The organism is Candidatus Phycosocius bacilliformis (assembly GCF_003112735.1).
Taxonomy (GTDB): Bacteria; Pseudomonadota; Alphaproteobacteria; order Caulobacterales; family Aquidulcibacteraceae; genus Aquidulcibacter; species Aquidulcibacter bacilliformis.
Map to the genome: position 1 here is coordinate 26,362 of NZ_BFBR01000013.1, position 26,667 is coordinate 53,028.

Annotated in this window: 17 protein-coding genes and 2 tRNA genes; 14 read left to right on the plus strand and 5 right to left on the minus strand. The window is 57.6% G+C overall.

Annotated elements, in window-relative coordinates:
- Position 1: 1 nt before the first annotated feature.
- Positions 2-2,368: a glycine--tRNA ligase subunit beta gene (glyS, locus tag PbB2_RS15335; RefSeq protein ID WP_108986262.1), complete on the plus strand. Its 2,367-nt coding sequence runs from the start codon at positions 2-4 to the stop codon at positions 2,366-2,368.
- A 220-nt stretch (positions 2,369-2,588) separates the two neighbouring features.
- Positions 2,589-5,246 carry a pyruvate, phosphate dikinase gene (gene ppdK, locus PbB2_RS15340; protein WP_108986263.1) on the plus strand — a complete coding sequence of 886 codons (2,658 nt, stop codon included), beginning with the start codon at positions 2,589-2,591 and terminating at the stop codon, positions 5,244-5,246.
- Between the two features lie 58 nt (positions 5,247-5,304).
- Here the strand turns inward: ppdK and PbB2_RS15345 are convergent, their stop codons facing one another.
- Positions 5,305-7,146, minus strand: coding sequence for a DEAD/DEAH box helicase (locus tag PbB2_RS15345; protein WP_108986264.1), 1,842 nt, complete (start codon positions 7,144-7,146; stop codon positions 5,305-5,307).
- Between the two features lie 285 nt (positions 7,147-7,431).
- Between PbB2_RS15345 and PbB2_RS15350 the strand changes: the two genes are divergently transcribed.
- From PbB2_RS15350 to lldD, 4 genes are all read left to right on the plus strand, one after another.
- On the plus strand, positions 7,432-8,058 hold the full coding sequence (locus PbB2_RS15350; protein ID WP_108986265.1) for an ATP-dependent Clp protease proteolytic subunit: 627 nt from the start codon (positions 7,432-7,434) through the stop codon (positions 8,056-8,058).
- Positions 8,059-8,226: 168 nt separating this feature from the next.
- Complete coding sequence (clpX, locus tag PbB2_RS15355) at positions 8,227-9,498, plus strand: ATP-dependent Clp protease ATP-binding subunit ClpX (RefSeq protein ID WP_108986266.1); 1,272 nt, start codon at positions 8,227-8,229, stop codon at positions 9,496-9,498.
- Between the two features lie 44 nt (positions 9,499-9,542).
- Positions 9,543-9,977 (plus strand): DUF1330 domain-containing protein, encoded by a 435-nt coding sequence (locus tag PbB2_RS15360; protein ID WP_108986267.1) that lies wholly within the window; start codon positions 9,543-9,545, stop codon positions 9,975-9,977.
- 25 nt (positions 9,978-10,002) lie between these two features.
- Positions 10,003-11,136, plus strand: a complete 1,134-nt coding sequence (gene lldD / locus PbB2_RS15365; protein ID WP_108986288.1) for an FMN-dependent L-lactate dehydrogenase LldD — start codon at positions 10,003-10,005, stop codon at positions 11,134-11,136.
- 20 nt (positions 11,137-11,156) lie between these two features.
- On the opposite strand, the gene PbB2_RS15370 is transcribed toward lldD, so the two are convergent.
- The gene (locus PbB2_RS15370) at positions 11,157-13,460 is read right to left on the minus strand and encodes a penicillin acylase family protein (RefSeq protein ID WP_238165061.1); all 2,304 of its coding nucleotides are present in this window, start codon (positions 13,458-13,460) and stop codon (positions 11,157-11,159) included.
- Positions 13,461-13,724: 264 nt separating this feature from the next.
- Between PbB2_RS15370 and lon the strand changes: the two genes are divergently transcribed.
- The 3 genes from lon to PbB2_RS15385 all read left to right on the plus strand — a co-directional run bounded on the left by lon (position 13,725) and on the right by PbB2_RS15385 (position 16,799).
- Positions 13,725-16,127, plus strand: coding sequence for an endopeptidase La (gene lon, locus PbB2_RS15375; protein ID WP_108986268.1), 2,403 nt, complete (start codon positions 13,725-13,727; stop codon positions 16,125-16,127).
- A 148-nt stretch (positions 16,128-16,275) separates the two neighbouring features.
- Positions 16,276-16,653, plus strand: coding sequence for a hypothetical protein (locus PbB2_RS15380; RefSeq protein WP_108986269.1), 378 nt, complete (start codon positions 16,276-16,278; stop codon positions 16,651-16,653).
- A gap of 70 nt (positions 16,654-16,723) precedes the next feature.
- A tRNA-Val gene (locus tag PbB2_RS15385) sits at positions 16,724-16,799 on the plus strand.
- Between the two features lie 29 nt (positions 16,800-16,828).
- Here the strand turns inward: PbB2_RS15385 and PbB2_RS15390 are convergent.
- Positions 16,829-18,454 carry a peptide ABC transporter substrate-binding protein gene (locus PbB2_RS15390; RefSeq protein WP_108986270.1) on the minus strand — a complete coding sequence of 542 codons (1,626 nt, stop codon included), beginning with the start codon at positions 18,452-18,454 and terminating at the stop codon, positions 16,829-16,831.
- Positions 18,455-18,598: 144 nt separating this feature from the next.
- Between PbB2_RS15390 and PbB2_RS15395 the strand changes: the two genes are divergently transcribed.
- From PbB2_RS15395 to PbB2_RS15410, 4 genes are all read left to right on the plus strand, one after another.
- Positions 18,599-19,501, plus strand: a complete 903-nt coding sequence (locus PbB2_RS15395; RefSeq protein WP_108986271.1) for a hypothetical protein — start codon at positions 18,599-18,601, stop codon at positions 19,499-19,501.
- Between the two features lie 120 nt (positions 19,502-19,621).
- Entirely contained in the window at positions 19,622-20,290 is a 669-nt protein-coding gene (locus PbB2_RS15400; protein WP_108986272.1) for a TetR/AcrR family transcriptional regulator, read from the plus strand.
- Positions 20,287-21,642 (plus strand): HlyD family secretion protein, encoded by a 1,356-nt coding sequence (locus PbB2_RS15405; protein ID WP_108986273.1) that lies wholly within the window; start codon positions 20,287-20,289, stop codon positions 21,640-21,642. Before PbB2_RS15400 ends, PbB2_RS15405 begins: the two co-directional genes overlap by 4 nt.
- Positions 21,639-23,237: a DHA2 family efflux MFS transporter permease subunit gene (locus PbB2_RS15410; protein ID WP_108986274.1), complete on the plus strand. Its 1,599-nt coding sequence runs from the start codon at positions 21,639-21,641 to the stop codon at positions 23,235-23,237. The genes PbB2_RS15405 and PbB2_RS15410 overlap by 4 nt, the downstream gene beginning before the upstream one ends.
- A gap of 98 nt (positions 23,238-23,335) precedes the next feature.
- Here PbB2_RS15410 and PbB2_RS15415 read toward each other — a convergent pair whose 3' ends face one another.
- On the minus strand, positions 23,336-24,007 hold the full coding sequence (locus PbB2_RS15415; protein WP_108986275.1) for a hypothetical protein: 672 nt from the start codon (positions 24,005-24,007) through the stop codon (positions 23,336-23,338).
- Positions 24,008-24,971: 964 nt separating this feature from the next.
- Here PbB2_RS15415 and PbB2_RS15420 point away from each other — a divergent pair.
- A tRNA-Asp gene (locus PbB2_RS15420) sits at positions 24,972-25,048 on the plus strand.
- A 150-nt stretch (positions 25,049-25,198) separates the two neighbouring features.
- On the opposite strand, the gene PbB2_RS15425 is transcribed toward PbB2_RS15420, so the two are convergent.
- Positions 25,199-26,533 (minus strand): O-antigen ligase family protein, encoded by a 1,335-nt coding sequence (locus tag PbB2_RS15425; RefSeq protein ID WP_108986276.1) that lies wholly within the window; start codon positions 26,531-26,533, stop codon positions 25,199-25,201.
- Positions 26,534-26,667 lie beyond the last annotated feature (134 nt).

The following is a 26,667-nucleotide window of genomic DNA, read 5'->3' on the forward strand; positions in this document are numbered from 1 at the left end:
CATGCCCCAATTTCTGCTTGAACTCTTCAGTGAAGAAATCCCCGCCCGCATGCAGAAGAAGGCGGCCGAGGACCTCAAAAAGCTTTTGATGGATGCCTTGTCTAAAGCGGGCTTTTTACCGGCCGGTATTGAGACTTTTTCCGCACCCCGTCGGCTGGTCGCGGTGGTTGAAGGCCTGCCTGAGCGGACTGCCGATGTGCGTGAAGAGCGCAAGGGCCCGCGCACGGACGCCCCTACCCAAGCCATTGAGGGCTTTTTACGCGGGGCGGGGCTCAGCGATATTTCCCAAGCCCGCGTGGTCAACGACCCCAAAAAGGGTGACTTTTACGTCGCAGATCTGGTCAAGCCTGGCCGGGCAACACCAGATGCTCTGGCCGAGATTGTGCCCGACATCATCCGCAATTTCCCGTGGCCCAAAAGCATGCGCTGGGGTGAGGGCAGCCTGCGTTGGGTGCGGCCCTTGCATCGGATTTTGGCGGTATTTGACGGCCAGATCGTCCCGTTTGAGGTTGATGGGATCGCTGCAACAAATATCAGCGAGGGGCATCGCTTTCACGGCACTGGCCCATTTGAGGTCAAGGATTTCGACGATTATGAGGCCAAGCTAACGGCTGCCCATGTCGTGCTGGACCGCGATGAGCGCAAAGCCCGCATCAAAGCCGATGCCATCACCTTGTGTCAGGCGCGCAATCTCGAGCTCATTGAGGATGAAGGGCTGCTGGAGGAAGTCTGCGGTCTGGTGGACGAGCCCCATGTGATCATGGGTGACATGGACAAAGCCTTCCTTGATTTGCCCCCCGAAGTGATCCGTCTGACGCTGCGCGTCAATCAGAAATATTTCGTGGTTCGTGACCCGGCGACGGGTGGCCTTGCACCCCATTTCATCATTGTTTCCAATGTGAAAGCCCGCGATGGTGGGCAGAAGATTGCTGCAGGCAATGCGCGCGTGCTGGCCGCCCGCCTCAATGATGCGCGCTATTTCTGGGATCTTGACCGCAAGGCAAGCCTTGAAAGCCGCGTGCCGAAGCTCGACACCTTGGTGTTCCACGAAAAACTTGGCAGTGTCGGCGACAAGGTCCGCCGGATTGCAGCACTGGCTGGGGAAATCGCGCCTCTGGTGGGGGCTGATGTGGCCATAGCCCAGCAGGCGGCTTTGCTGGCAAAAGCTGACCTGACAACCGAAATGGTGGGTGAATTCCCTGAACTTCAAGGGGTTATGGGTCGGTACTATCAGCTTCACGAAGCTGTCCTCCGCCGTGCAACGGGGGAGGGGGACCTTGCGCAGCAAGGTGGTGGGGGTATTGCCCCCTCAGTCGGCTTCGCCGACAGCTCCCCCGCGTCGCAGGGGAGCACAGGGCTTGTCGCAAACAAGATCATCGCCGACGCCATCCGCGACCACTATAAGCCTGTCGGCCCCTCTGATCAGGTGCCGAGTGAACCTGTCGCCATGGCAGTGGCCTTGGCCGACAAGCTCGATACGTTGACCGGGTTTTTTGCCATTGGCGAAAAGCCCACTGGCTCCGGCGATCCTTTTGCGCTTCGCCGCGCGGCGCTGGGGGTCATTCGGATTGTGCGGGGCGCAAATTTTTGTTTCTCGCTCAACACACTCTTGCGTAAGCCTACGGCAAGAATCGATATCGCCTTGTACAATGCACTTACTGAATTGAAGCCCGCCTTGCCGAAAGTGGAAGAGTCTAGGCTTAGCTTCTTGGCACAGAAGGCAGAAGATTTTCAGAATTTTCTCAATAATCCGAACAACGCGGGAATAGACTTCAAGAATTCAGAATATGGCAAAGGTTTGTCTTCAGAAGAGGCGGGGATTGTCGTCTCAATTTGGCAAACTCGTGAAGCGGTCGTCGACTTCATCCTCGAGCGCCTGCGCGTCGCGCTCCGCGATGAAGGTTTTGCGCCTGATGTGCTTGAGGCTGCCTTTGCAATTGAGGATGATGACATCAATCGCATCGTCGCCCGGGTCACTGCCTTGGCGGGCTTCCTTAAGACCGAGGATGGCACCAATCTGACCGCAGGCATCAAGCGGGCCAGCAATATCTTGGCTGCTGAAGCCAAGAAGGGGGCCTTGCCATCAGAGCTTTCTCTCGATCCCGCCTTGTGTGTTCTGGCCGAAGAACAGGCGTTACAGGCCGCCCTTGCCGAGGCCCAGAACGCTTTGCCGGACCTCGTGGGGCAGCAGGATTTTGATAGCGCCATGCGGGTGTTGGCCAGCTTGCGCGCACCGGTTGACGCTTTCTTCGAGGCCGTCCTCGTCAATGATCCAGATCCGGCCAAGCGGCTGAACCGACTTGCCTTGCTGACTGCTTTTAAGCATGCCGCCAGCCAAGTGGCCGATTTCTCAAAACTGGCCGGATAGAGCGGGTTTTCGGCCAATTTTGACCCTATGGGCCCTGCATCGGTAAGGTAGGAAAACTACAGCACTGCTAATCCTGTGGCCCTGCGACAACAAACCCCGATTGGCGCAGGTTGGGTGGCTTGATCCTGCACTGGACTGGCTTAGAAGGGCCGCCACGACACGCGCGGGGTGGGAATCATCGGCGCGAACCACTTTGGACTATCCACACAGGGCAAATGACATGAGCAAGATGGTCTATAGCTTCGGGGCAGGGCTCGCTGATGGCGATGCCAGCATGAAGAATCTTCTGGGCGGCAAAGGGGCCAATCTGGCCGAAATGAACAAGATTGGTTTGCCCGTTCCGCCAGGCTTTACCATCACCACCGAAGTGTGCACCGCCTTTTATGCGCTCGGCCAAGCCTATCCCGAAGGTTTGGATGCCCAGGTCCAGGCTGCCATGGCCCAAATTGAAGCCACCGTCGGCAAGGGCTTTGGCGATGCAGCCAATCCGCTCTTGGTCTCGGTACGGTCGGGCGCGCGCGCCTCGATGCCCGGCATGATGGATACAGTCTTGAACTTGGGCCTCAACGACCAAACCGTGGAAGGCCTTGCAGCCCAGTCCGACAATCGCCGCTTTGCTTTTGATAGCTACCGTCGCTTCATCCAGATGTATTCCAATGTGGTGCTGGAACTGGACCACCACATGTTTGAGGACATTCTGGAGAGCTATAAGGAAGTCAACGACTATTCGATCGACACCGATCTTCAAGCCGAGGACTGGGAAAAAGTCGTCGTCAAATACAAGGCCGCAGTTGAGAGCGCGTTGGGAAAGCCCTTCCCGCAAAATGTGCATGATCAATTATGGGGAGCTGTGGGCGCGGTGTTCCGCTCGTGGAAGAATGACCGGGCTGAATTCTACCGCAAAATGCACGACATACCCGAAAGCTGGGGCACGGCCGTCAATGTCCAGGCCATGGTGTTCGGCAATATGGGCGAGACCTCGGCCACGGGCGTGGCCTTCACCCGCAACCCATCAACCGGCGAGCGCCTGTTCTATGGCGAATATCTGATCAATGCACAGGGTGAAGACGTGGTGGCCGGGATCCGTACGCCCAAGTCCATCACCAAGGTTCAGCGCGAAAGCATGGGCGAAGCGGGCCTGTCGATGGAAGAGGCATTGCCCGAGGTCTTCCAGCAGCTCGTCACCGTTTATGGCCAGTTGGAAGGCCATTATCGCGACATGCAGGACATCGAATTTACCGTCGAGCGCGGCAAATTGTGGATGCTGCAAACCCGCAACGGCAAGCGCACCGCCAAGGCGGCCTTGAAGATCGCCGTTGATATGGTTGCTGAGGGGCTGATCACCGAGCAAGAAGCTGTCATGCGGGTCGATCCCGCAGCACTTGATCAATTGTTGCACCCCACCATCGCACCAGGTGCCAAGCGCGACCTGATTGCTGTCGGCCTGCCGGCCTCGCCGGGCGCTGCGGTTGGGGAAGTGGTCTTTGATCCCGATGAAGCCGAAGAACTCGCCAAAGCCGGTAAGTCGGTCATTCTGGTGCGTGAAGAGACAAGCCCAGAAGATATTCACGGCATGCATGCCAGCCGGGCCATCGTTACCTCGCGCGGGGGGATGACCAGCCATGCCGCTGTGGTCGCCCGTGGCATGGGCAGGCCCTGTGTGTCTGGGGCCGGGGATATTCGCATCGATGAAGAAGCCGGCATTTTCAAGGTGCGCGGGCGGGAAATCCGCAAGGGTGAGGTCATTTCCGTCGACGGTTCCAAGGGTGAGGTGCTCTATGGGGCCGTCGAGATGGAACAGCCTGAATTGTCCGGGGATTTTGCAGCCCTGATGATCTGGGCCGACAAGGTTCGCCGCCTCAAAGTCCGTGCCAATGCCGAGACCCCGCTTGATGTGCGCACCGCGCGTGAGTTTGGGGCAGAAGGTGTCGGCCTCTGCCGGACCGAACATATGTTCTTTGATGCAGATCGGATTGCGGCCGTGCGCGAGATGATCCTGTCGGAAACCAAGGTCGGACGCGTGTTGGCCTTGACCAAAATCCTGCCCATGCAGCGCCAAGACTTTGTCGAGATTTTCACCATCATGAAAGGCCTGCCTTGCACCATTCGGCTGCTTGACCCGCCTTTACATGAATTCCTGCCCAACTCGATGGAAGACGTCGAAGCCGTCGCGGCGGCCACCGGTCTCGACAAGGCCCGTCTGCTGGAGCGGGCGAAGGAATTGCATGAAGTCAATCCGATGCTGGGTCATCGGGGCTGCCGCCTTGGCATTACTTATCCGGAAATCTACGAAATGCAGGCCCGGGCGATCTTTGAAGCCGCCATTGCGGTGGCCAAGGCCGAAGGTGAAGCCCCAGTGCCAGAAATCATGATCCCCTTGGTCGCCACCGAAAAGGAATTGCAAATCCTGAAGGATCGGGTCGATGCTGTTGGCCGTGAAGTGATGGACGCCGAAGGCATGGAAATTGTCTATATGGTGGGCACCATGATCGAGCTGCCGCGTGCGGCCTTGAAGGCCGATGAAATTGCCCGGCAAGCTGCCTTCTTCTCATTCGGTACCAATGATTTGACCCAGACCACTTTGGGGATCAGCCGCGATGATTCAGGCCGCTTCATGGGCACCTATGTCGATCAAGGCATTTTCGAAAAAGATCCATTCGTCACGCTCGACCAGTCGGGTGTTGGTGACCTGATCAAGATTGCCCGTGATCGCGGTCGCGCGACCAAGGCCGATCTCAAATTGGGCATTTGCGGCGAACATGGTGGGGACCCCGCATCAATCACCTTCTGTGAGAAGGCCGGTCTCGATTATGTATCGTGCTCGCCCTATCGCGTGCCGATCGCGCGCCTGGCAGCTGCCCAAGCTGCTTTGGCCTAAATAGTATCAGGTCCGCCCCCCTTTCTCGCCGATTTCTTGCAGGAGAGGGGGCGGGGCCTTAATCCATCCGGACTTTTTTGCGAAACGACTTTTTGCCAGCCTTCACAGGTCCGTTGCCCGCACCATTATCGCGTCCCTTATGGGACCCTTTTCCGGGACCTTTTGCCGGACCTTTCGCGGGACCTTTAGGCCCAGCCTTGGCTGACACGTAAGGGCCACCCTTGCCGGGGCCTTGCTTGCGTGGGGGCGGGCGGGAAAAGCCTTTGTCCAGCACAGGCTCGATCCGTGTGGATTCATCGGGATGGGCGTCAACCGCATGTAAGAAGCGGTCGGCCACCTTGGGATTGATTTCAAACAAGGTTTCCCGGTCGAAGATGCGGATGGCACCAATGTCATTCTTGGTGATGTGTCCCAGACGGCAAATCAACGGGATCAGCCATTTGGGGTCAGCGTTTGACGTGCGTCCGACCGACAGCCGGAACCATGGCACACCGGCAAAGCCGCCTTGCCCGCCACCTTGACCTTCGTCTCGGTCCTTCTGACGGGCCCCTCTCTCCATCCGCTCAGGCTTTTGCCGACGCGGTTCGGGAATAGGCTCGAACACATCTTCGGGCTCAGGCAGACGTGAGCGATAGAGCCGGATGAGGGCTTGAGCGACCTGGTCTGGCCCAACAGCCGCCAAAAGGCTTGCCGCCAAAGCCTGATCTTCCTCGCTGCCAGCTTCCTGCAAAATGGGATCAGCCATCAGCCGGTCACGGTCGGCTGCACGAATGGCCTCCGCGCTGGGTGGGCCAGACCATTGGGCTTGGATTCCGGCACTGCGCAACAGGATTTCAGCCTTTTTCTGCCGCGTGGTTGGCACCAAAAGCACCGACATGCCCTTGCGGCCGGCCCGACCTGTCCGGCCAGAGCGGTGAAGAAGGGCTGCCTTATTCTGGGGCAGCTCGGCATGGATGACGAGGTTGAGGTCGGGCAGATCAAGACCGCGCGCGGCCACATCGGTGGCAACACATACGCGGGCATGTCCATCGCGCAGGGCCTGCAATGCGTCGGTGCGTTCCTTTTGCGACATCTCACCTGACAAAGCGACAGCTGAAAAGCCGCGTTCCCGCAGACTGCCAAACAAATGGCGGACACTTTCGCGCGTGGCACAAAAAACCAGCGCTCCACCAGTTGCATAAAAGCGCAAGACATTCACAACAGCCCATTCCAGCTCATTGGGCACCACGCGAATGGCGCGATACTCAATATCGCCGTGGGGAACGTCGCGCACTGTGGTGTCGATCCGCACCGCATCGCGCTGATACTGGCGGGCCAGCGCCACAATATCCTTGGCCAATGTAGCAGAGAACAACAAAGTGCGCTTGTCCTCTGGCGTGGAATCCAAAATGGCCTCGAGATCATCCTTGAAGCCGAGGTCGAGCATTTCGTCAGCCTCATCCAGCACAATCGCGCGCAGCGCGCTGAAATCAGCCCGACCGCGTTCCATATGGTCGCGCAGGCGGCCAGGTGTGCCGACGACAATATGGCAGCCTGCCTGCAGGCGGCGGGCTTCTTGGCGGGCATCCATACCCCCGACGCAGCACACAACTTGCGCGCCGGCTTGGGCGTATAGCCATTCAAGCTCGCGGCCGACTTGCTGGGCCAGTTCGCGGGTCGGGGCGATCACCAGTGCCAGCGGCGCGCCGGGTTTGCCCAAGCGGGGTTGATCTTGCAGCAAGGTCGGCCCGATCGACAGGCCAAAGGCGACCGTCTTGCCGGATCCGGTTTGGGCAGAGACCAACAGATCGGCATCAGTGCGGGTTTCAGATAAAACGGCGGCTTGAACGGGGGTGGGTTCGCCATAGCCTTGAGCGGCCAAAGTGGCCTCGAACACGGCGGGTAGAGTCGGGAAGGGCATGATAATCCTGCAGCTGTTGTCTCAACAGCCAGAAAGGTGACTGTAATGGGGAGAGGGTGTCGCGGCGGGCCTTAGCAGCTTTCTTGCAAAACAGCCACGCAGGTGTCTGTGTTTGCGCGCCTGTAGGTCAATGTTCTTGTCCACAGGCAGGGCAGTTGGCCTTCACCTTTCCTTCATTCACTGCGCGCAAACCGCATTAACCGCAACATGTCCTTGCAACGCAGGCAAAGCGGACCAATATCTAGAAATCCAGAACGCATCTGGCGTGTTCTGAAAGAGGCTTTTATGACCGATCATCTTACGCGCGCACTGGGCTTGGTTCCCATGGTTGTCGAGCAAAGTTCGCGTGGCGAGCGGGCCTTCGATATCTTCTCCCGTCTGTTGCGTGAACGCATCATCTTTGTATCCGGTCCGGTGGAAGATGGCATGGCCGCACTGATCTGTGCCCAACTTTTGTTCTTGGAATCTGAAAATCCCAAGAAGGAAATTGCCATGTATATCAACAGCCCAGGCGGTGTGGTCACCTCTGGGCTGTCCATTTATGACACGATGCAATATATCCGCTCCCCGGTATCTACTGTGGTGATGGGCCAAGCAGCTTCGATGGGCTCGCTCTTGCTCGCAGCTGGTCAAAAAGGCAGCCGCGTGGCTCTGCCAAATGCACGGGTTATGGTGCACCAGCCGTCTGGTGGCTTCCGTGGGCAGGCGACTGACATAGCCCGCCATGCTGAAGATATTGTTGCAACCAAGCGTCGTCTCAACGAGATTTACGTCAAGCACACGGGTCAACCCTATGATGTGATTGAGAAAACGCTGGATCGCGATCATTTCATGACGGCTGAAGAAGCGCGTGATTTCGGAATTGTGGACGAGGTGTTCGTCAAGCGCGAAGAGCCGACTACAGTCGGTTGATCCTGCTTGATCACCCCCGGCATTGTTCTTGCTGGGCACAAAAGGGTGTGCATTATTGGGCGGGATTTGCAACGGATCGTTGACAGATTCCGTGCAAGACTGGACAAAGCTCATTGAAGCGACCGTCAGTCGCTGCTCTCAGCAGCACCGTGACGGACTGGAGTAGACATGACCAAAGCAGCCAGCGGTGATTCAAAAAACACGCTCTATTGCAGCTTCTGCGGCAAGAGCCAGCATGAAGTCCGCAAACTGATCGCCGGACCGACCGTTTTCATCTGCGATGAATGCGTCGAACTTTGCATGGATATCATCCGTGAAGAGAACAAGAACCAGCTGGTCAAGTCCAAGGATGGTGTACCCACGCCGCAAGAAATCAAAGACGTCCTTGATGATTATGCGGTGGGCCAGGCCTATGCCAAGCGCGTGCTGGCAGTGGCGGTACACAATCACTACAAACGTCTGGCACATGCGCAGAAGAATTCCGATGTCGAGCTGGCGAAGTCCAATATTTTGCTGATCGGCCCAACCGGTTGCGGCAAAACATTGCTGGCTCAGACTTTGGCGCGCATCATCGATGTTCCTTTCACCATGGCCGATGCCACCACGCTGACCGAGGCGGGTTATGTGGGCGAAGACGTCGAAAACATCATTCTGAAGCTGTTGCAGGCATCTGACTATAATGTCGAACGTGCCCAGCGTGGCATCGTCTATATCGATGAAATCGACAAAATCAGCCGTAAGTCTGACAATCCGTCAATCACCCGGGACGTGTCAGGCGAAGGTGTGCAGCAGGCGCTGTTGAAGCTGATGGAAGGCACAGTTGCTTCTGTGCCGCCGCAAGGGGGCCGCAAGCACCCGCAACAGGAATTCCTGCAAGTCGACACAACCAATATCCTGTTCATCGCAGGCGGGGCCTTCCCAGGTCTGGATACGATCATTTCGCGGCGGGGTACCGGGGCTGGCATCGGCTTTGGGGCCAATGTACGCAGTCCAGATGACCGTCGGACCGGCGACATCCTGCGCGAGTGCGAGCCTGAGGATCTGTTGAAATTCGGCCTAATTCCTGAATTCGTGGGCCGGATGCCGGTGTTTGCTACGTTGGAAGACCTCGATGAGGCCGCGCTCATTCAGATCCTGACAGAACCGAAGAACGCCCTGATCAAGCAATATCAGCGCTTGTTTGAGATGGAAAATGTCAAGCTGACCTTCACCGATGAAGCTTTGCGTTGCGTTGCCACCAAGGCGATTGCCCGCAAGACCGGTGCCCGTGGCCTGCGCTCCATCCTCGAAGGTGTGCTGTTGGAAACCATGTTCGACTTGCCCTCTTATGAGGGTGTGGAAGAAGTCGTGGTCAATGGCGAGGTGATTGAGGGGCGGGCCAAGCCATTGTTGATTTATGCCGAACGGCGCGATCAAGCGGCCCCTGCAGCCGCCGGCTAGGCTTTACCGTGTGAGGGCAGGCAGGACCAGAAAGGGCGGGCGCTATGCAGGAAGCCTATGTCGATCCAACACGCGCGGCATTTGACCTGTTCAAAGCCCTACCGCGCGATGAACCGATCTGGATGTTGAATCAGGTCCGTTATCGTCCGCTGGCACTTTATCCTGAAGGGCATCCTGATGCTGGTCTTGGCCGCACGGGGGAAGAGGCTTACCGGGAATATGGTCGTACCAGCGACCCGATCTTTTCGCGATTAGGCGGGAAAATCATCTGGCGTGGCAAGATGCAACTCATGCTAACCGGGCCAGAAACCGAAAACTGGGACACGATTTTCATTGCCCATTATCCCAGCGCCAGCGCCTTTCTGGCGATGGTAACCGACGCTGACTATCGCGAGGCGGTCAAGCATCGTCAGGCAGCAGTATTGACCAGCCGCTTGGTGCGCTGCCAGCAAATGGATGCCAGCGGCGGCTTTGCTTGAACCTTGTGGCGCGGGGGTCGGTGACATGATCATCGCCAGTCCGAGAGACTTCCGTCGCGCAGCCTATCGGCGTTTGCCCCGCTTCCTGTTTGATTATGTTGATGGCGGGGCGCTGGATGAGGCCACATTACAGGCCAATGAGGCTGACCTCTCAAGCCTGGTCTTGCGCCAGCGCATCTTGCAGGCCGTTGATCAGGTGGATTTAACGACCCATCTCTTTGGTCAAAAGATGGCGCTGCCGATTGTTCTGGGCCCGGTTGGGCTGTCTGGCATGTTGGCGCGGCGCGGGGAAGTCCAAGCTGCCAGAGCGGCGGAGGAGGCTGGCATTGCCTATACACTCTCGACGGTCAGTGTTTGTCCGCTCGCTGAGGTGGCGGCCGCCAGTCAGCGCCCGATCTGGTTTCAGCTCTATGTTCTCAAAGATCGCGGATTCATGGCCGATGTGCTGGAGCGGGCCAAAGCTCACGGCGTCACCACCTTGGTTTTCACCGTTGATATGCCAACGCCGGGCTCGCGCTACCGTGACCCCCATTCTGGCATGTCTGGCCCTTGGGCGGCTTCGAGGCGAATGGTGCAAGCCCTTTCCCACCCAAGCTGGGCTTGGGATGTGGGTGTGCGGGGCCGCCCGCATGATCTGGGCAATATTTCGACCTATCGCGGCCAAGCCACTGGTCTGTCTGACTATATCGGCTGGCTTGGGGCCAGTTTCGATCCGGGCATCGGCTGGGCCGACCTCGACTGGATCCGGCAGACTTGGACCGGTGACCTGATCATCAAAGGCATATTGGATCGGGAGGATGCCCGCGACGCGCTAAAATTTGGTGCCAATGGCTTGGTTGTGTCCAATCATGGCGGTCGCCAGCTTGACCGGACGCTGTCCACCGCAAAAGCTTTGCCTGCGGTAGTGGACGCCGTGGCGAAAACCATTCCAGTTCTGGTCGATTCAGGCATTCGCACCGGCGTCGATGTGCTGCGCTTTCTGGCCTTAGGGGCTGATGGGGTCATGTTGGGGCGGGCCTATGCCTATGCTTTGGCAACTGGCGGGCGGGCCGGTGTTGCCCACTTACTGGACTTGATGGGGAGGGAAATGGCCACCAATATGACGTTGATGGGGGTCAAACGCCTGTCAGACCTTGGCCCCCATTGCCTTGCTGGTTGATTGTTGATGGCCAATTTCACCTATTCCCTCAGCTTTAAGGTTGGGCCAATGCGGGCGGCATTGATCTCCGCGGGGGTGAAGGGCAGGCGGTTCCAGCGCTTGGCGGCATAGGCCAAAGTCTGGTCGGCATAATGGGGAGAGTCCGGGTCTGTTGATTGGGAATAACTGAGGATCGCATCGGCCACCGGGCCTTGATCGGTAAAGCTCACCACCTGAATATAACTGGTGCCTGAGCGTGGTACGAGACCGCGGGGGCCTTTGTCGGATACCTGCACATTCAAGACCCCCAGATTGCCATGCGCCCCATGGATGGGGATGTTTTCCTGGCCACGGGTGACAAATTGCACCTGCCCCCACGGGGCATCGAGGGCAATATTCTCGCTCTTCAATCGTTCTGTAGCCGCTTTCAGAGCCGCGCGCAGCTGATCGGCAACCGGGCCGGTTGTGATCAAATCGGCCGGGGTATGAACAGGATCGTTGAGATCAAAAGGCTTGGCCCATTTGCCTTGGATGCGCTCTGCCTGCTCCCAGAAAGCATGGAACAGATAGGCCCCTTTGCTGTCATTGTCATAGCGGCGATCCCACGCCTTCAAAACCGCGCAAGCATCGGCCAAATCGGCCTGATCGACACACAAGCTGATGAGGGAGTCGAGGGTGAGTTCGCCGGCCAAGGTCTTGTTGGCAAAGGCCATGGCTTTGGCAGTGTCCTGATCCACTTTCTGACCTGCAAGCCCGTCAGTCCCGCTCAGGCGCCGATCAATCTCAATCAGGCCAGAGCGGGTGCGCAGGCTACGCGCCGTCTCGGCGCTGCCCAAGATCGGCGAAAGCACGCGGTAAGGGGCCTTGGGATTGGTCAGCCAATAGCTGTCATTGCTATTGGCGACATAATCGCGCCGGATGATGACGGCTTGATCTTGCGCGGGCATCAAGCCGGGGGCAGGCGTGCCGGCCACTTTGTCCCAATCACACGCAGATTTGCTGCCGTCCAGCACGATGAGGCGTTGGGCCAGCGGCGCTGAGCGCGCCGTGGCACAGGCCCGGATCTTGTCTCCACTCACATTGGGAACCACGGTGACATCCGCCAACAGCGCATGACCCTGCCGGTCTGTGGCAATTGTGTTGACCCAGGGGATCCCCAATGTGCTGGTGACGGCGTTTCGGATGTCCTCTACCGACCGGGCTTGATTGATCTGAAGCCACGCATCAATCAGCCGATTATTGCCAGCATTGGCATCGCGCACGGCAAAGGCGCGCTCATTCGTCCAATTGAGGCCAGCATTTGGTATGATGAGGAGCGGGCCAAAGCGGCTGACATAGACGGTACGGGTCAGCGTGCCGTCGGCGGTTTCGATCGACACAGTGCGTGTCTGCATCGCTTCGCTTTTGCCATCGACCATATAGCGGGTGGGGTCGGTTGGATCGAGGGTAAGTTCAAATACGGTGGCATGTTTGGCCGCACTGACGGTATGGCTCCAGGCAATATCCTTGTTAAAGCCGATGGTGGGAATGGGAGAGCCAGCTAAAGTCGCCCCCATCACATCCACCACACCGGGAATGGTGATATGGAGCTGGTAAAAGCGCGACGTCCCTGCCCAGGGAAAGTGTGGGTTGCCAACAATCAAGCCTTTGCCATTGGCTGTGGTTTCCGCCCCAAATGCCCATCCATTGCTGCCAAGGCCTGCCTCAGCCATATCTGGCATGGAAAGGTCCGCAACCTTTTCAGGCTTGGCCACAGCGGGTGGGGCGGCATAGGCAATGCCTTGGGCCAAAACCAGCGCCCCGGCCCGCAGTGCATTTTTCTCCATCAGGCGCAGCATGTCGTCTTCGCTGATCGGCTTGACCCAGGCCTTGCCCCGGCAAGAAGCAGGTACGCCTTGTGGGCCCAAATCGCGCAGCAGCCGATTATATCCAGCAACATAACCGCGCACTAAATCGCGGGTGGTTGCGCTGGTTTGCTGGTGGGCCTTGCGCAAAGCCTCAATGTCGAACTGGCTTTTGAAAAAGACGTCTGAGGCAAGATTATCGACCGGATCAAAGCCGAAACTGGTTTTCTCTTTGGTGCCAAAATGCAGCGCGCGCTGGCCTGCCATGGTGATGAAGTCTTCAGCCAACATGCACAAATTGTCCTGCGCATAGGCATAGCCAACGCCATAGCCAATGCCTTTCCAATTTCGTGCCGTAATGTGGGGGATGCCATAGGTGGTGCGCGTAATCTCAGCCTCTAAAGGCCGGGGCTTGGCTTGGGCTTGACTTGCCATAAGGGGGGTCAATGGGCTTGCCAATGTGATGAGCGTGGCCATCAGGCCGCGTGTGCCAATGCGCATATGTCCTCCAGAGCAGACCATTTTCTTTTGCAACAGTCGTAACCATGCCTGACCGGGGTGACAAGACAAAGCCCTTTCCAACGGGCACGGCATGTCTTCACGCTTGCAGGCCCACCCTTGAACGCAGGCCAAGGTGTCGCCATGTGTGGATCAACAGGTGATCGGTCTTGCAAATGGACCCAACACGGGGCCCTATCTCCCCACAGGGTGTCCCGTCCCAGGCCAAGGCCCACCGATGCCAAGACCCAAGTCTAAGGAAACTGAATGACCCAAACTCGCATCCTGCCGCTTCTGCCCTTGCGCGACATCGTCGTGTTCCCACATCGTGTTTCGCCGCTTTTTGTTGGGCGGGAAAAGTCGGTGCGGGCGCTGGAAGAAGCGATGCGGTCGGACAAGGAAATCGTGCTGGCGACCCAAAAGGACGCTGGTGCGGATAATCCCGGCCCGGCGGACGTCTATCAGACCGGGGTGATCGCCTCGGTCTTGCAATTGCTGAAACTGCCCGACGGCACCGTCAAAGTGCTGGTTGAGGGCAAAACGCGGGTGACAATTGAGGCGTTTGACGCCGTTGAGCCTATGTTCACTGTTGCGGTTCGAGAGATTGAAGATCAGGATTCGGATACGCCCGAAGCCAAGGCCCTATCGCGCACCGCGATTGAGCAATTTGAAAATTATGTAAAGCTCAATCGCAAGATTCCGCCTGAAATCGTCTCTGGCCTGTCACAGCTGACCAGTGCCGGTCAGATTGCCGATGTCATTGCCGATAATCTGGCCGTCAAGCTCGAGCAAAAGCAAGAATTGCTGGAGATTGTGAGCGCATCAAAGCGTCTGGAGCGCATTTTCGCTTTGATGGAAGGCGAAATGGGTGTCCTGCAGGTCGAACGGCGTATCCGCAACCGCGTCAAGCGGCAGATGGAAAAGAGCCAGCGTGATTATTATCTCAATGAGCAAATGAAGGCGATCCAGCGCGAGTTGGGCGAGCAGGATGAAGGCCGCGACGAACTTCAAGAACTCGAAGAGCAGATCCGCAAGACCAAATTCTCGAAAGAAGCGCGTGCCAAGGCCGAGGCTGAACTGAAAAAGCTCAAGCAAATGAGCCCGATGTCGGCTGAATCAACCGTGGTTCGCAATTATCTCGATTGGCTCTTGGCTTTGCCTTGGGGCAAGCAGAAAAAGACCAAAAAAGATATTGATGCCGCCGAGCAGGTCCTCGACGGCGATCATTACGGCTTGGAAAAGGTCAAAGAACGCATCCTGGAATATCTCGCAGTGGGTGCGCGCACCAACAAGCTGCGTGGGCCGATCCTGTGTCTGGTTGGACCTCCCGGTGTTGGTAAAACCTCGCTGGGCAAGTCCATCGCCAAAGCTACAGGCCGGGACTTTGTGCGTGTCTCACTGGGTGGGGTACGCGATGAATCTGAGATCCGCGGCCACCGGCGCACCTATATCGGCTCCATGCCTGGCCGGATCATCCAATCGATGAAAAAGGCCAAAAGCGCCAATCCACTGTTCCTGTTGGACGAGATTGACAAGATGGGGGCTGATTATCGCGGCGATCCAGCAGCGGCGTTGCTGGAGGTCTTGGACCCAGAGCAAAACAGCACCTTCAACGACCATTATCTGGAAGTCGATTATGATTTGTCGGATGTGATGTTCGTTACTACCGCCAATTCGCTCAATATGCCTCAACCCTTGTTGGATCGCATGGAGATCATTCGTATCCCCGGCTATACCGAGGATGAGAAGGTTGAGATTGCCAAGCGTCATTTGCTGACCAAACAGGTCGAAGCCAATGGCCTGCGCACGGGCGAGTTTACGCTCACCGATGACGGCTTGCGTGAAGTGATCCGCTACTACACCCGCGAAGCTGGTGTCCGCAGCCTTGAGCGTGAAATCGCCAATCTGGCCCGCAAAGCCGTGCGCGAAATCAGCCAAAAGAAAAAAGAGGCTGTCACCGTTACTGCAGACAACGTCAAGGATTATCTGGGTGTTCGCAAAGTTCGGTACGGGGAAGCTGAAACCGAAGATCAGATCGGAGCCGTGACTGGCCTTGCTTGGACCGAAGTGGGCGGCGACACCTTGACCATTGAAGCTGTCCAGATGTTCGGTAAAGGGCGGATGACTGTTACCGGCAATTTGCGCGATGTCATGAAGGAATCGATTCAGGCAGCCAGCTCGTTTGTGAAGGCGCGGGCACCCCATTTTGGGATCAAGCCGACCTTATTCGATCAGACCGACATTCACGTCCATGTACCTGAAGGGGCAACCCCGAAGGATGGTCCATCGGCTGGTATTGCGATGATGACTGCGATCGTCAGCCTGTTGACCAACAATCCGGTTTCACGTTCGGTGGCGATGACCGGCGAGATCACCCTGCGCGGCCGTGTCCTGCCAATTGGTGGTCTTAAGGAAAAGCTGCTGGCAGCTTTGCGCGCCGGCATCAAGACGGTTCTGATCCCGAAAGAGAATGAGAAGGACCTTGAAGACATTCCTGACAATGTCAAACAGGGGCTGACCATTATTCCTGTAACAACAGCCGATGAAGTCCTTGTGCATGCATTGACCAGGCCGATCGTGGCGATTGACTGGAATGCTGAAGATGCTGCCGCAGCCTTGGCCAAACGTCCAGCCGACGGGGAGGAGGGGGCAGGGGCCACAGCTCACTGAACTTTCCAGGCTTCAGAATGTCTCAGAAGGCCCTGACCGATTGGTTGGGGCCTTTGCTTGTGTGCGGGCTGACTGATCTGGGTCGTCGGTTGCGGCGTAACATGTGAGTGACCACCTTTAAATAACCTGCCACAAAAGGCTGCTCGGCATGCGTCTCAATCCCTTTCACATTGCTCTTTTGGCAGCCAGTGCGGCTGCGGTCGGCCCTGCTTGGGCTGCCTTTAACAGTCAGACATTCATCCCACCTGGCCAAACTTTCCTTTTAGGTGGCGGCCAACCGGGTGCTTTTCGCGTGCAAGGCCGCAACATTGGGACTGTCCCGGTTACCATTCGTTCTGAGTTGAACGGCGCGATTAGTTTCGTGGCCACGATTGCACCGGGCCAGTCGGTTGATACACAGTTTCAAAAGGGACAGATGGCGCAGTTTGAAAATACCTCAAAGAAGGAGACTGCGCGGGTTTCCCTACGCTTGACCCAAAATGTCAGCGGCCTCGCCATGCGCTACACAGGTCCGGGCGCGAACTGAGACAAGAACAGGTGATGGCTGCCACCGGGTCTTGCCACAGACCCGCTCCTGCCCCTATGGAAGCCATATCGGGCGGTTAGCTCAGCTGGAAGAGCATCTCGTTTACACCGAGAGGGTCGGGGGTTCGAGCCCCTCACCGCCCACCATCCACCCAGACCTTTGCATCGTGATGCGCCTAGCGGGCCGCCTCAGCCTCTTTGGTGCACATGAGGCGGAATGGCATGTCACCGGTGGAATTGATTTGATAGCCTGTCACCCGCGGATTGACGAGGTTTCGCACCGAATCAAAGATGACCGGCGTGATCCCTAATTGATCCAAGGCGCGGCTTTCCGCCGCCAGTAGCGCCTTGGTGCGTTGATTTTTATCAACAATGAGATCGGCCTTTGCTAGCAAGCGATCATAGTCAGGGTCCTTGAAGGCACCGACATTATTGGCACTTCCGCCGCGCAAAATGTCGAGATGTTCAATCGCGTCGCTGGTTACTGTTCCCCAGCTGGCATCTGCAAACTGATAGTCGCCTTGATCAAGTGCAGCATAGTGGACAGCATTATCATTGCCTTGCAAGGAGATTTGAACCCAAGGGGCAATGGATTGCCAATTGGCTTGCAAGACAGGGGCGGTTTTGGGAACGTCGCCAGAGTTTCGGTGCCTGAAGGTCAGGATCAGCGGCTTTTGCGGTCCGTATCCAGCCGCTTCAAGCAAAGCTCGTGCGCGCTTCACACGTTCGCCCTGTGAGAGAGGCTTTGACGCCAAAGTGACACTTCCACCCGGATAGGAGCCTATACCGAGTGGAACGATGGAGTAGGCGGGTTGTGAGCCATCAGCCAAAACCTGCCGAGCCACAAAGTCCCGATCGATGGCCATTGATAAAGCTTGTCGAACCCGAAGGTCCTGGAAGACAGGTAGACGCATGTTGAAAGAGATGTATGACATGCGTTGCCCAATAGAAACATGAGCATAGCCGGGCAGATTTTGGTTGATCTCCTTTAAGCGCGACCCTGAAAAATCAACACTGAGATCAAGCTTTCCTGACCGAACCGATCGCTCAGCAGCGATCACATCCCGGGTGGGGTAAAAGTAGAGATCGTTCAAACAGACCGATGCAGCCCCAAAGAACTTAGGATTTTTGCTCAGGTGAACAAAATCGCCCGCCTTCCATTGAGCCAAGAGGTAAGGACCATTTGTCACCATGTTTTCCGGGCGACTCCAGGCCTCTCCATATTTCTCGACCACGTGCTGGGGAAGGGGGGCCGCATTCGTCCAACTCAACAGCCGCGGCAAATAAGGCGCTGGACGGGTCAATTTGATCTGCAGTGATTTGGCAGTCAGCGCGCGAACGCCCAAGCTCTCAACAGGAAGCCCGCGGCTGCTGATTGCTTCAGCATTCTCGATGATGAAATAATTGCTACGAGCTGTGGAGGCTTGGGCAAGGCTCATCAAGCGTTGAAATGCGAAGACAAAATCCTGCGCGGTGACCTCTTTGCCGTCAGACCATTGTGCATCGCGAAGCGCGAAGGTCCAAGTCAATCCATCGGGGCTCGTTTGCCATGATGTTGCCATGCCCGGCGCGACATCGCCATTTGCCAGATTGGTGGTGAGGCCCATGAAGAGGCCATCTGCGATCCGCCCTTCCCATGAACCATCGAGCTTACTGTGATCAAGCGAGCCTGGTTCTGCAAAATTGCCGATTTGCAGTGTGTGGGCGCGGTCAGGTTCATTGGCGTTTTTGCATGCAGCTAAGCCCCAGAAGACCGGGAGAAGCGCGGCAAGTAGCCGTGGCGCAAAATGAGGCAAGCGCATCTCAACTATCTCTCTTTATTCAATTAAGCTGATCTAGCCACAGCAAAAAGGTGCGTGGCTTGTTGCGCAAGGAACATTTTTGACTTAGCTGTTTCTGAACGGTAATGAGTTGTAGAACAACATAATAGGGCTTAGGGTCAGGGGATGAGTGAGGGCGTCGATTTGCAAATCGGTGCGACGCTTGAGCATGTGCCTGCGTCAATCCGGACCACGTTGAAAGCCGCGGACTGGAACCGCGAGGTTGATCTGCAACCCCATTTTGTCGAAGCCGCCCGACGCTGGGCCGCCAATATGCTGATGCTGAGTGATCAGGATCGGGCGGTCGATGGCATTTTCAAAGATGCTGGGCGGTTTGTTGCCGCCATGTGCGCCGTATCGATGCGTGCCGACGGCGTGACCTTGGCCAAGTTGAAGGCCTTGTGCGCCCGATTTGGGCTGTTGAGTGCCGGGCGCGCGCGCGCTGTTCTCTTATTCCTCCGTTATCTGGGTTATGTGGATGTTTGGGGACAAAAGAGTGCCAATGGCACCACTTATTACCGGGTCAACCCGACTTTTGTCGCTGCTTGGCGCTTGCAATTGGAGGCCATCTACACAGCCCTTGAAGTGATTGATCCGCGTGCTGGACGGGTGCTGGAGCACCTCGATGACGACCGGATTTTTGACGCGATCTGTGAGTTCCAGATTGATGAATTGGCTTTGGATGTCGATGCGCTGAACCGCTTTCCCGAAATCACGCAAATCTTCGTCAATCGGGCAGCAGGCTCTCAAGTCCTGTGGTATTTGTTGAGCTATCATCGCGACAGGGTGTTCCCTTCTCCCAAACCTGTGCCGGTCAATCCGGTCATTCTGTCAGAGCGGTTCCACGTTTCCGCAGTTCACATCCGACGCATTCTCAGTGCTGCCGTGGAGGCTGGGCTGATCGCTTGGGTCGATGATGATCATCTCACTCTAACAGCCAAAGCCCAGTCCGAATTGAATTACTTCTATGGCGAGCAGATGTCCTGCTTGTTGCGGACTGCGTATCGCACTTTGGCACTCCTCGACTAAAATACCCCATCCGAGACGACCCGTGCATAACTGCGCGATGCGCGGCTGCGACAAGCTGCTGCAGGGCGATCTTACGATTTAGGCTCGACAACTAACTGTCCGGTCAGTTATATACTTCACATGAATGTGAACGCCCCTCTGGTGCCCGGTCCCAAATGGACCCGTAAACCCCAAGCACGCCCTGATGAAGTGCTGGAAGCTGCGCTTGATGTGTTTGCTGCCAACGGCTTTGCTGCCACACGTATGGATGATATCGCCAAGGCAGCTGGCTTATCCAAGGCCGCGATCTATCTCTACTTTCCCTCCAAGGACGATGTGTTTAAGGCTTTGGTGGAGCAGCGGATCGGGGTGGTACAAAGCCATTTTGATGCCGCCGCCAAAGACCAGAAGCACGATCCATTAGCCGGGCTGCAACGGGCGATCCGCTTATGGGCCAATTCCTTCCATGATCTGCGTCTAGCCGCTTTACCCCGCATCATCTTAGCTGAAGCGCTCCGCTTCCCTGAACTGGCGGATTTCTATCATCGCACGGTGATTGAACGGACTCAGGCATCCCTGATTGAACTGTTTCAAGCCGGCATTGATAAGGGGCTGTTCCGCCCTGTTGAGCCACTTGTGGCGGCGCGCGCTTTGATGTCCCCCCTCATGTTTGAGATCCTGCGCCGCCAAGCCTTTCCGGCCCACATCCCGCCCTTGTCCATGGATGAGTTGGTTGATTCGATTTTCGATCTGTTTCTGAAGGGTCTGGCCATGCCTGAAGTCGAAAATCATTCTGGAGTTGCCCCATGAACCGCAAAAACGTCTTGACCACCATCGGTGCCGTGGTGGGAGGAGGGGTGACCCTGGCGCTCGGCCATTGGTTCTTGATCGGCCGCCACCATGTCACGACCGACAATGCCTATGTGCGGGCTGACATCACCATGGTGGCAGCCAAGACAGAGGGCTATGTCCGCAAGATTAGCGTCCATGATAATGCGCAGGTCACCACAGGCAGCATATTGGTCACACTCGATCCGCGCGATACGCGCGCCAGCGTCATGGCGGCAGAAGCCGATCTGGCGCGCGCTCAGGCCGAAGCCGCCCGTGCCCGGGCCGAAGCCCGTCGCATTGGTTCTGAAGCCAACCGCATGGCTGCAGAAGCCGCTGCCTCCGCAGCGGGTGCCCGACAAGCCGTTGCTCTCGCCAATCAGGCCCGTGCTGATGCCACCAGCCGCACTCTGGGTGTGACGGTGGCGACCGAGCAAGTCGCTGCCCAGTCTGATCTGGTTTTGCAAGCCCAAGCCTCGCTGCAGGCCGCAGAAGCAGCCCATCAAGTCGCCCAAGCCGATCGCGGTCGCTTTGCCGCACTCGCCCGCCAAGGCTATGTCTCTCAGGCGCGCATGGATCAGGTTGAGGCTCAAGCCACAGCTGCAGCAGCACGATTGGCTGAAGCCCGGGCCGCAGTCACCGTGGCGCGACAGCAAGTTGCGGTGGTCTCCGCATCGCGTGCCAAATCCACCAGTGACGCAGGCTCGGCCGGTGCCGGCGCACAGGGTGCGCAATCGGCTGCGGAAAGTGCAGCAGCCCGTGCACGTGCCGCCGCCGCTGGCGCGGTTTCCGGGCGTACGGCCATTGGTTCGGCAGAGGCGGCCATTGCTGCGGCTGATGCCGCCGTGCTGGCAGCACAAGCGCGCTTGGATGCAGCCAAATTGGGGCAGGCCTATAGTGAGGTCACCGCCCCCATCTCGGGCATTGTGGCCAATCGCACCGTCCAAATCGGCCAATTGGTGCGCCCAGGCACAGTGCTGATGGCGCTCGTCCCACTCGACCAGGTCTATGTGGTAGCCAATTTCAAAGAGACCCAGATTGGCAAACTGGCACCGGGTCAAAAAGTCGCCCTCCGCATTGATGCGTTCCCCGACCAGAAAGTGACCGGCACGATTGAAAGCCTGGCACCGGCTTCGGGGTCGCAGTTTTCGCTCTTGCCCACCGACACGGCGACCGGAAACTTTACCAAAATTGTCCAGCGCGTACCCGTTCGCATCGCCATTGATCCCCAATGGCGGGCCAAGGCGATCCTGCGGCCGGGCTTGTCGGCCACGATTGATGTCGACACGTCCAGCAAGCCAACCACTGCCCCTGCCAAGGTCGCCCAGCGGTGAGCCAGACCTCGGCCCCAGCTGACCCCCCTCTCACCGGTCCCGGCGGGATTATTTATCCTAAGCCGACTGCGGCCCTGTGGCTTGGCTTTGCCTGTATGGCGCTGGGCAATTTCATGGCCATTCTCGACATTCAGATCGTCGCGAGTTCTTTGCGCGAGATCCAAGCCGGAGTTTCGGCCAGTGCCGACGAATTGGTCTGGATCCAGACCTCCTATCTGGTTGCCGAAGTCATCGCCATTCCCTTGTCGGGCTTCATGGGCCGGGCCTTGTCGATCCGCAATCTCTTCAGCGCGGCCGCTTTGGGCTTTACCTTGGCCTCGTTTGGTTGCGCGTTTGCGCAGAATATTGGCACGCTGGTGTTCTTCCGCATCATCCAAGGATTCATGGGCGGCTTCATGATGCCCACCACATTTGCTGCGGGCTTTTTGTTGTTTGCCGAGAAAGATCGCGCAACCGTCAATGTGATGATGGGCATGATCATGACATCGGCCCCGGCGATGGGACCTGCTTTGGGCGGCTTCATCACCAGCGCTCTTGGGTGGCATTGGCTCTTCCTCGTCAATCTCGTGCCGGGTCTTGTCTGCGCGGCCGGCTGTTTCTTCCTGATCCCGCTTAAGACACCCGATTGGCCCTTGTTGCGCCGGATCGATCTGATTGGTTTGTTGGCTCTGGCCGTTTTCTTGGGGTCGCTCGAGATCGTTCTGGAGGAGGGGCCGCGACAGGGTTGGCTTGGGTCGGGTGAGATTGTGTTGTTTGCCACCACGATGGCGGTCGGTGGCGGCGTGTTTTTCTGGCGTGCCTTCACCTTGGAGGAGCCCATCGTCAAGCTTGATGCCTTTACCGATCGCAATTTTGCCGTCTGTGCCTTGCTCGCCTTCACTGTGGGGATTGGGCTTTATGGTTCGGTCTATTTGCAGCCTTTGTTTCTGGGCCAGGTGCGGGGTTATAATTCGTTGCAGATCGGGCAGGTGATGTTTGTCACCGGCGTGTTCATGCTGCTCAGCGCACCCTTTGCGCGCCAATTGATCATGCGCATTGATCCGCGTGTCGCGATTTTCTGCGGGGCAAGCCTTGTCGGGGGCTCGTGTCTCTTGCAGGCGCATTTGACCGCCCAATCGAGTTTCTGGGACTTTTTCTGGCCGCAAGCCATGCGCGGCAGCGGGCTGATCCTGTGTTTTGCGACTCTGTCGACCATCGCGCTTGGCACCATGCCGCCGCACAAAATCCAAAGTGCCTCGGGTCTGTTCAATCTGACGCGCAATCTGGGCGGCGCAATTGGTCTGGCAGTGCTGTCGACCATGAATGATTATTACACCGTCTTTCATCGCACCCAATTGGGCTCGGCGATGAATATGGGCGATCCGATGTTGGCTGATCGCTTGGCGGCCTCGGCCGCCAATCTGGCAGCCCGCGGTGTGGCCAATCCCGATACGGCGGCTCTTGCACAACAAATCCAGATTCTCAATCGAGAAGCCGCTGTCATGACGTTCAACAATCTCTTTGTGCTGATTGCTGGGTTTTTAGCCTTGTCCATTTTGGTCATTCCGCTCTTGGCCAAGGCCAGACCTGCGCAAGGCTCTGGCGGAATCCACTAAGGCTTACGCGCCGGTCGCCGCCGGCAAAGGCCCTATCCAGACCCGCCAAAAGCGGCCAACACCCCCACCCCCGCTTGCACATCAAAGCGGGGTCACAGCTACAATAAGGTGATCATCGGTACTGGCCAGCGGCGGGGCGGGGGTAAGGGCGGGGGACGACTTCGGCTTTTCTGGGTGATTTGAAAGCCCATGGCATCGAAGGTTGCGCTGATTTCATGGCCGCGTCGGGCCATGATGCGGGGGCGCTCTTCAGGGGCAAGCATGGGGCCGGGACGGCGGCGCGCGAGGGAGTAGGCCAAGCGTTTGGCCTTGGCTTGGGGGTCGGCTGCGATGGCCTGCAGCAGGTCCAAGCGCCGCAACCAGTGGCCGATGGATACAGGGGCGGGGGCAAAGTAAAAGGGCCGCACTTGGCCTGTGACAGCGGTAGATAGCGCCTCAAACCGCTGGGAGAGCGTGTCAGGATGGGGCTGAAACGGGGCCGGAAACACCCGAAAACCTGGCGTGCGAACAGAAGGTTTGCGCGCCTTCTTGCGGCGCAGGTTTTCAACCTGCGGCTTGGCGATCAATTCATGCTCCAGATCAAGCGCCATCAGGATCAATATCCGGCGCAAGAAGGCCTCCAACGCGCGCACCCCCGCCCGCAAGCGTGCGGCCACCGCCTTGCGCACAAAGTGTGGCCGTTCCCACAAATTATCCTTTGCCAAGACATGGCTATGCAGCTGCAAGGCCAAGGACAGCACAAAGGCAAAGGGGGCAAGCGAGAAGGCCATGACACTATCATGGCTGGGGAAGCTGTGCTGTGGGATAGATTGGGATGCCCCCCACACTCACCACGCTGTCATCCCGGACGGCGATAGCCGATCCGGGACCTCATGCCGTACCTGCGCATGGCGGTCCCCGCTCTCCGCTTCGCTTCGGCGGGGATGACATTGTTAAAAAAGTTAAATTATACATAGCGGTGTCATCCCGGACGGCGAAGCCGATCCGGGATCTTGTGCCGCAAAAGCGTAAGCAGGTCCCCGCTCTCCGCTATCGCTCCGGCGGGGATGACATCGTTTAGAGTTGGTTGCATTTATAAGTGGGTGTCATCCCGGACGGCGCAGCCGATCCGGGACCTTGCGGCGCACGTGCGCGAGGGGGTCCCCGCTCTGCGCTATCGCTCCGGCGGGGATGACGTCGTTTGGAATAGGTATTTTGTCTGGAAGCGCTTTGGTGCCCACTCTGGTCACCAAACCGCACTTTCAATTGTTTCTGCGACATCTGGGTGGTCAAGTGCGCAGCTTTGCTGCGTCGCGATGCGATCGGTTTTCGAAGAAAACCGACACTTGACGACCCAGATGTCGCGCTCAAACTCGCTAAGCCGTTTTGGTGAAACACAGGTTTCACCAAAGCGGTTCTAGGTGAAAAAGAAAAACCCAATCACGGCTGTCATCCCGGACGGCGTAGCCGATCCGGGACCTTGTGACGCGAAAAGCCCAAAAGGCCACGCTGTGCTCCGGCTCGGATGACGCGCGGTTAGGAGAGTTGTGGTGGCTTCTCTGGTTATTTCGGCAACAGGGTTTGTATCATGTCGGCTTTGAGCAGACGCATAAGCCTCAGCAGAATCTGGACGCTGCTGCATCGGGTGGCGAACTTCCTGCAGAGAAGTTGCACAGGGGCGCTTGACCCGTCGCGGGCAGGGGGCTATCACGCCCGCCTCGCTGATGCGTCACAGCATCAACGCAGGGAAACAGCGCGGGCGTAGCTCAGTCGGTTAGAGTACCGGCCTGTCACGCCGGGGGTCGCGGGTTCGAGCCCCGTCGCTCGCGCCATTCCTGGCCCCGCTGGGTGTGAGCATGCTCCACCCATGCGGCGGACGGGAGGTTCGATATCAATCATTTGATAGGTTTAAGCAGCCAATCTACAGAGTGGCTACTGGTCGTGCGTTCTCAGGCACGTCTGAACATCCATGTCGCCGTTCTTTACGACCCAATTCCCATGTGCGTCTGCGTGTCAGGGTTGTACGGCTTAGCCACCAGCTTGTTCGGGGGCTTTGGCTCCCAAGCTGACAGCGCGGTTTTGACAATGACCACTTGCACGATCAACGTCATGCCATCCATCGGATAAAGGCCAATGGATTCGGTGAAACACATGGCGGTAATTGCGGTGAAAATGCCGATCATGGGGGCCATGGCTGGCACTTTCCCAGCTTGACGGAGCATGAGGATCCAGGTGCGCACAAAGGTGATGCCAATCAATGTCAGGCCGACCAGACCGAGTTGCAAACGAACATCCATCGGCGTGGAATGGGCATCAGGAGGGCGAAAGCCGTCCAACTGACTTTCAATGCGGCCCACCGGACTGGTGAGGGTTTGATCGGTCCAAAACGCTTGATAACCCCAACCAAGCCAAGGTCTGGCTGCGATTGGCTCTGCCAGAGCCTGCCAAATGTCGGTTCGCCCGGTCAGTGTCGGGGCTTTGCCCAGCATTTGGAACACCAAGGGCGACAAGATGGTGATGATGAGAAACAAGAGCGCAAGCCCGCTCACAATTGCCCATGTCGATAAGATGGCTGCGCTGGGATGGCGTTGCGCCAGCCAAATCGCCACCGGCATGCCCACGGCCACCACGCTGACCAGAATAGCAGTCGTTGCCTCGCTTTTGATCACACACACACATATGATGAGGAGGCCGGGCAGGGTCCATCTGGCAGATTTGGGCTGCATCAGGAAATAGCCCGTCACCCCGCCAGCGGCCACAGCCATGGCAACGCCAAGGGTTTGCTTAAAGCTCCAGATGCCCGACCATGCTCCAGGATAGATGGTCGTCATCACACCCCATTGCGGGGTTAAAATTGCCAATGCGGCGGATATCCCCGCTTGCAGGCAAAAGACAAAGGCCAAAATCCGGGTTAAGCGGACCCAAGTCAAATATTGGCTCAACATGCACGCCGCACCATAGGTCATGCACATCAACAGCCCCTGTCTTAGGGTCAAAGCTGGCTGGTTTGACCAGGTGAAGCTCAGTAAAGTCACCAGCACGAACACCAACATCGGCCCGCCAATCAGGGCGGTTCGCAAGCTCTGCAAGGGCCGATAGGCAAAGGCGACAACCGTCATCACCATCGTGGGTGCATAAATCAGCAAGGACCAGCTCGGGGCTTCCTGCAATTGCTGAACCTTCATGACAAAGGCCACCGTCGATCCAAAGCACAGCAGGATGTAAATGGCGATGACCAGATCAATCATCACGATGGACGGTCTGTTATCGGGATGGATGTTTTGGTTGCCCTGCACGGCCTGTCGATGCCGGGTCACTGCCTGTGACCGGCTTATAGCGTCGGCATGTGGATGAGACAGGGGAGATTTCACCAGCGGTCTTGGGCCTAATATGGGGAGATTTTCGGTTGTTATGGCCTGAAAATGCCCGTGAGACAAATCACAGCCCCGAC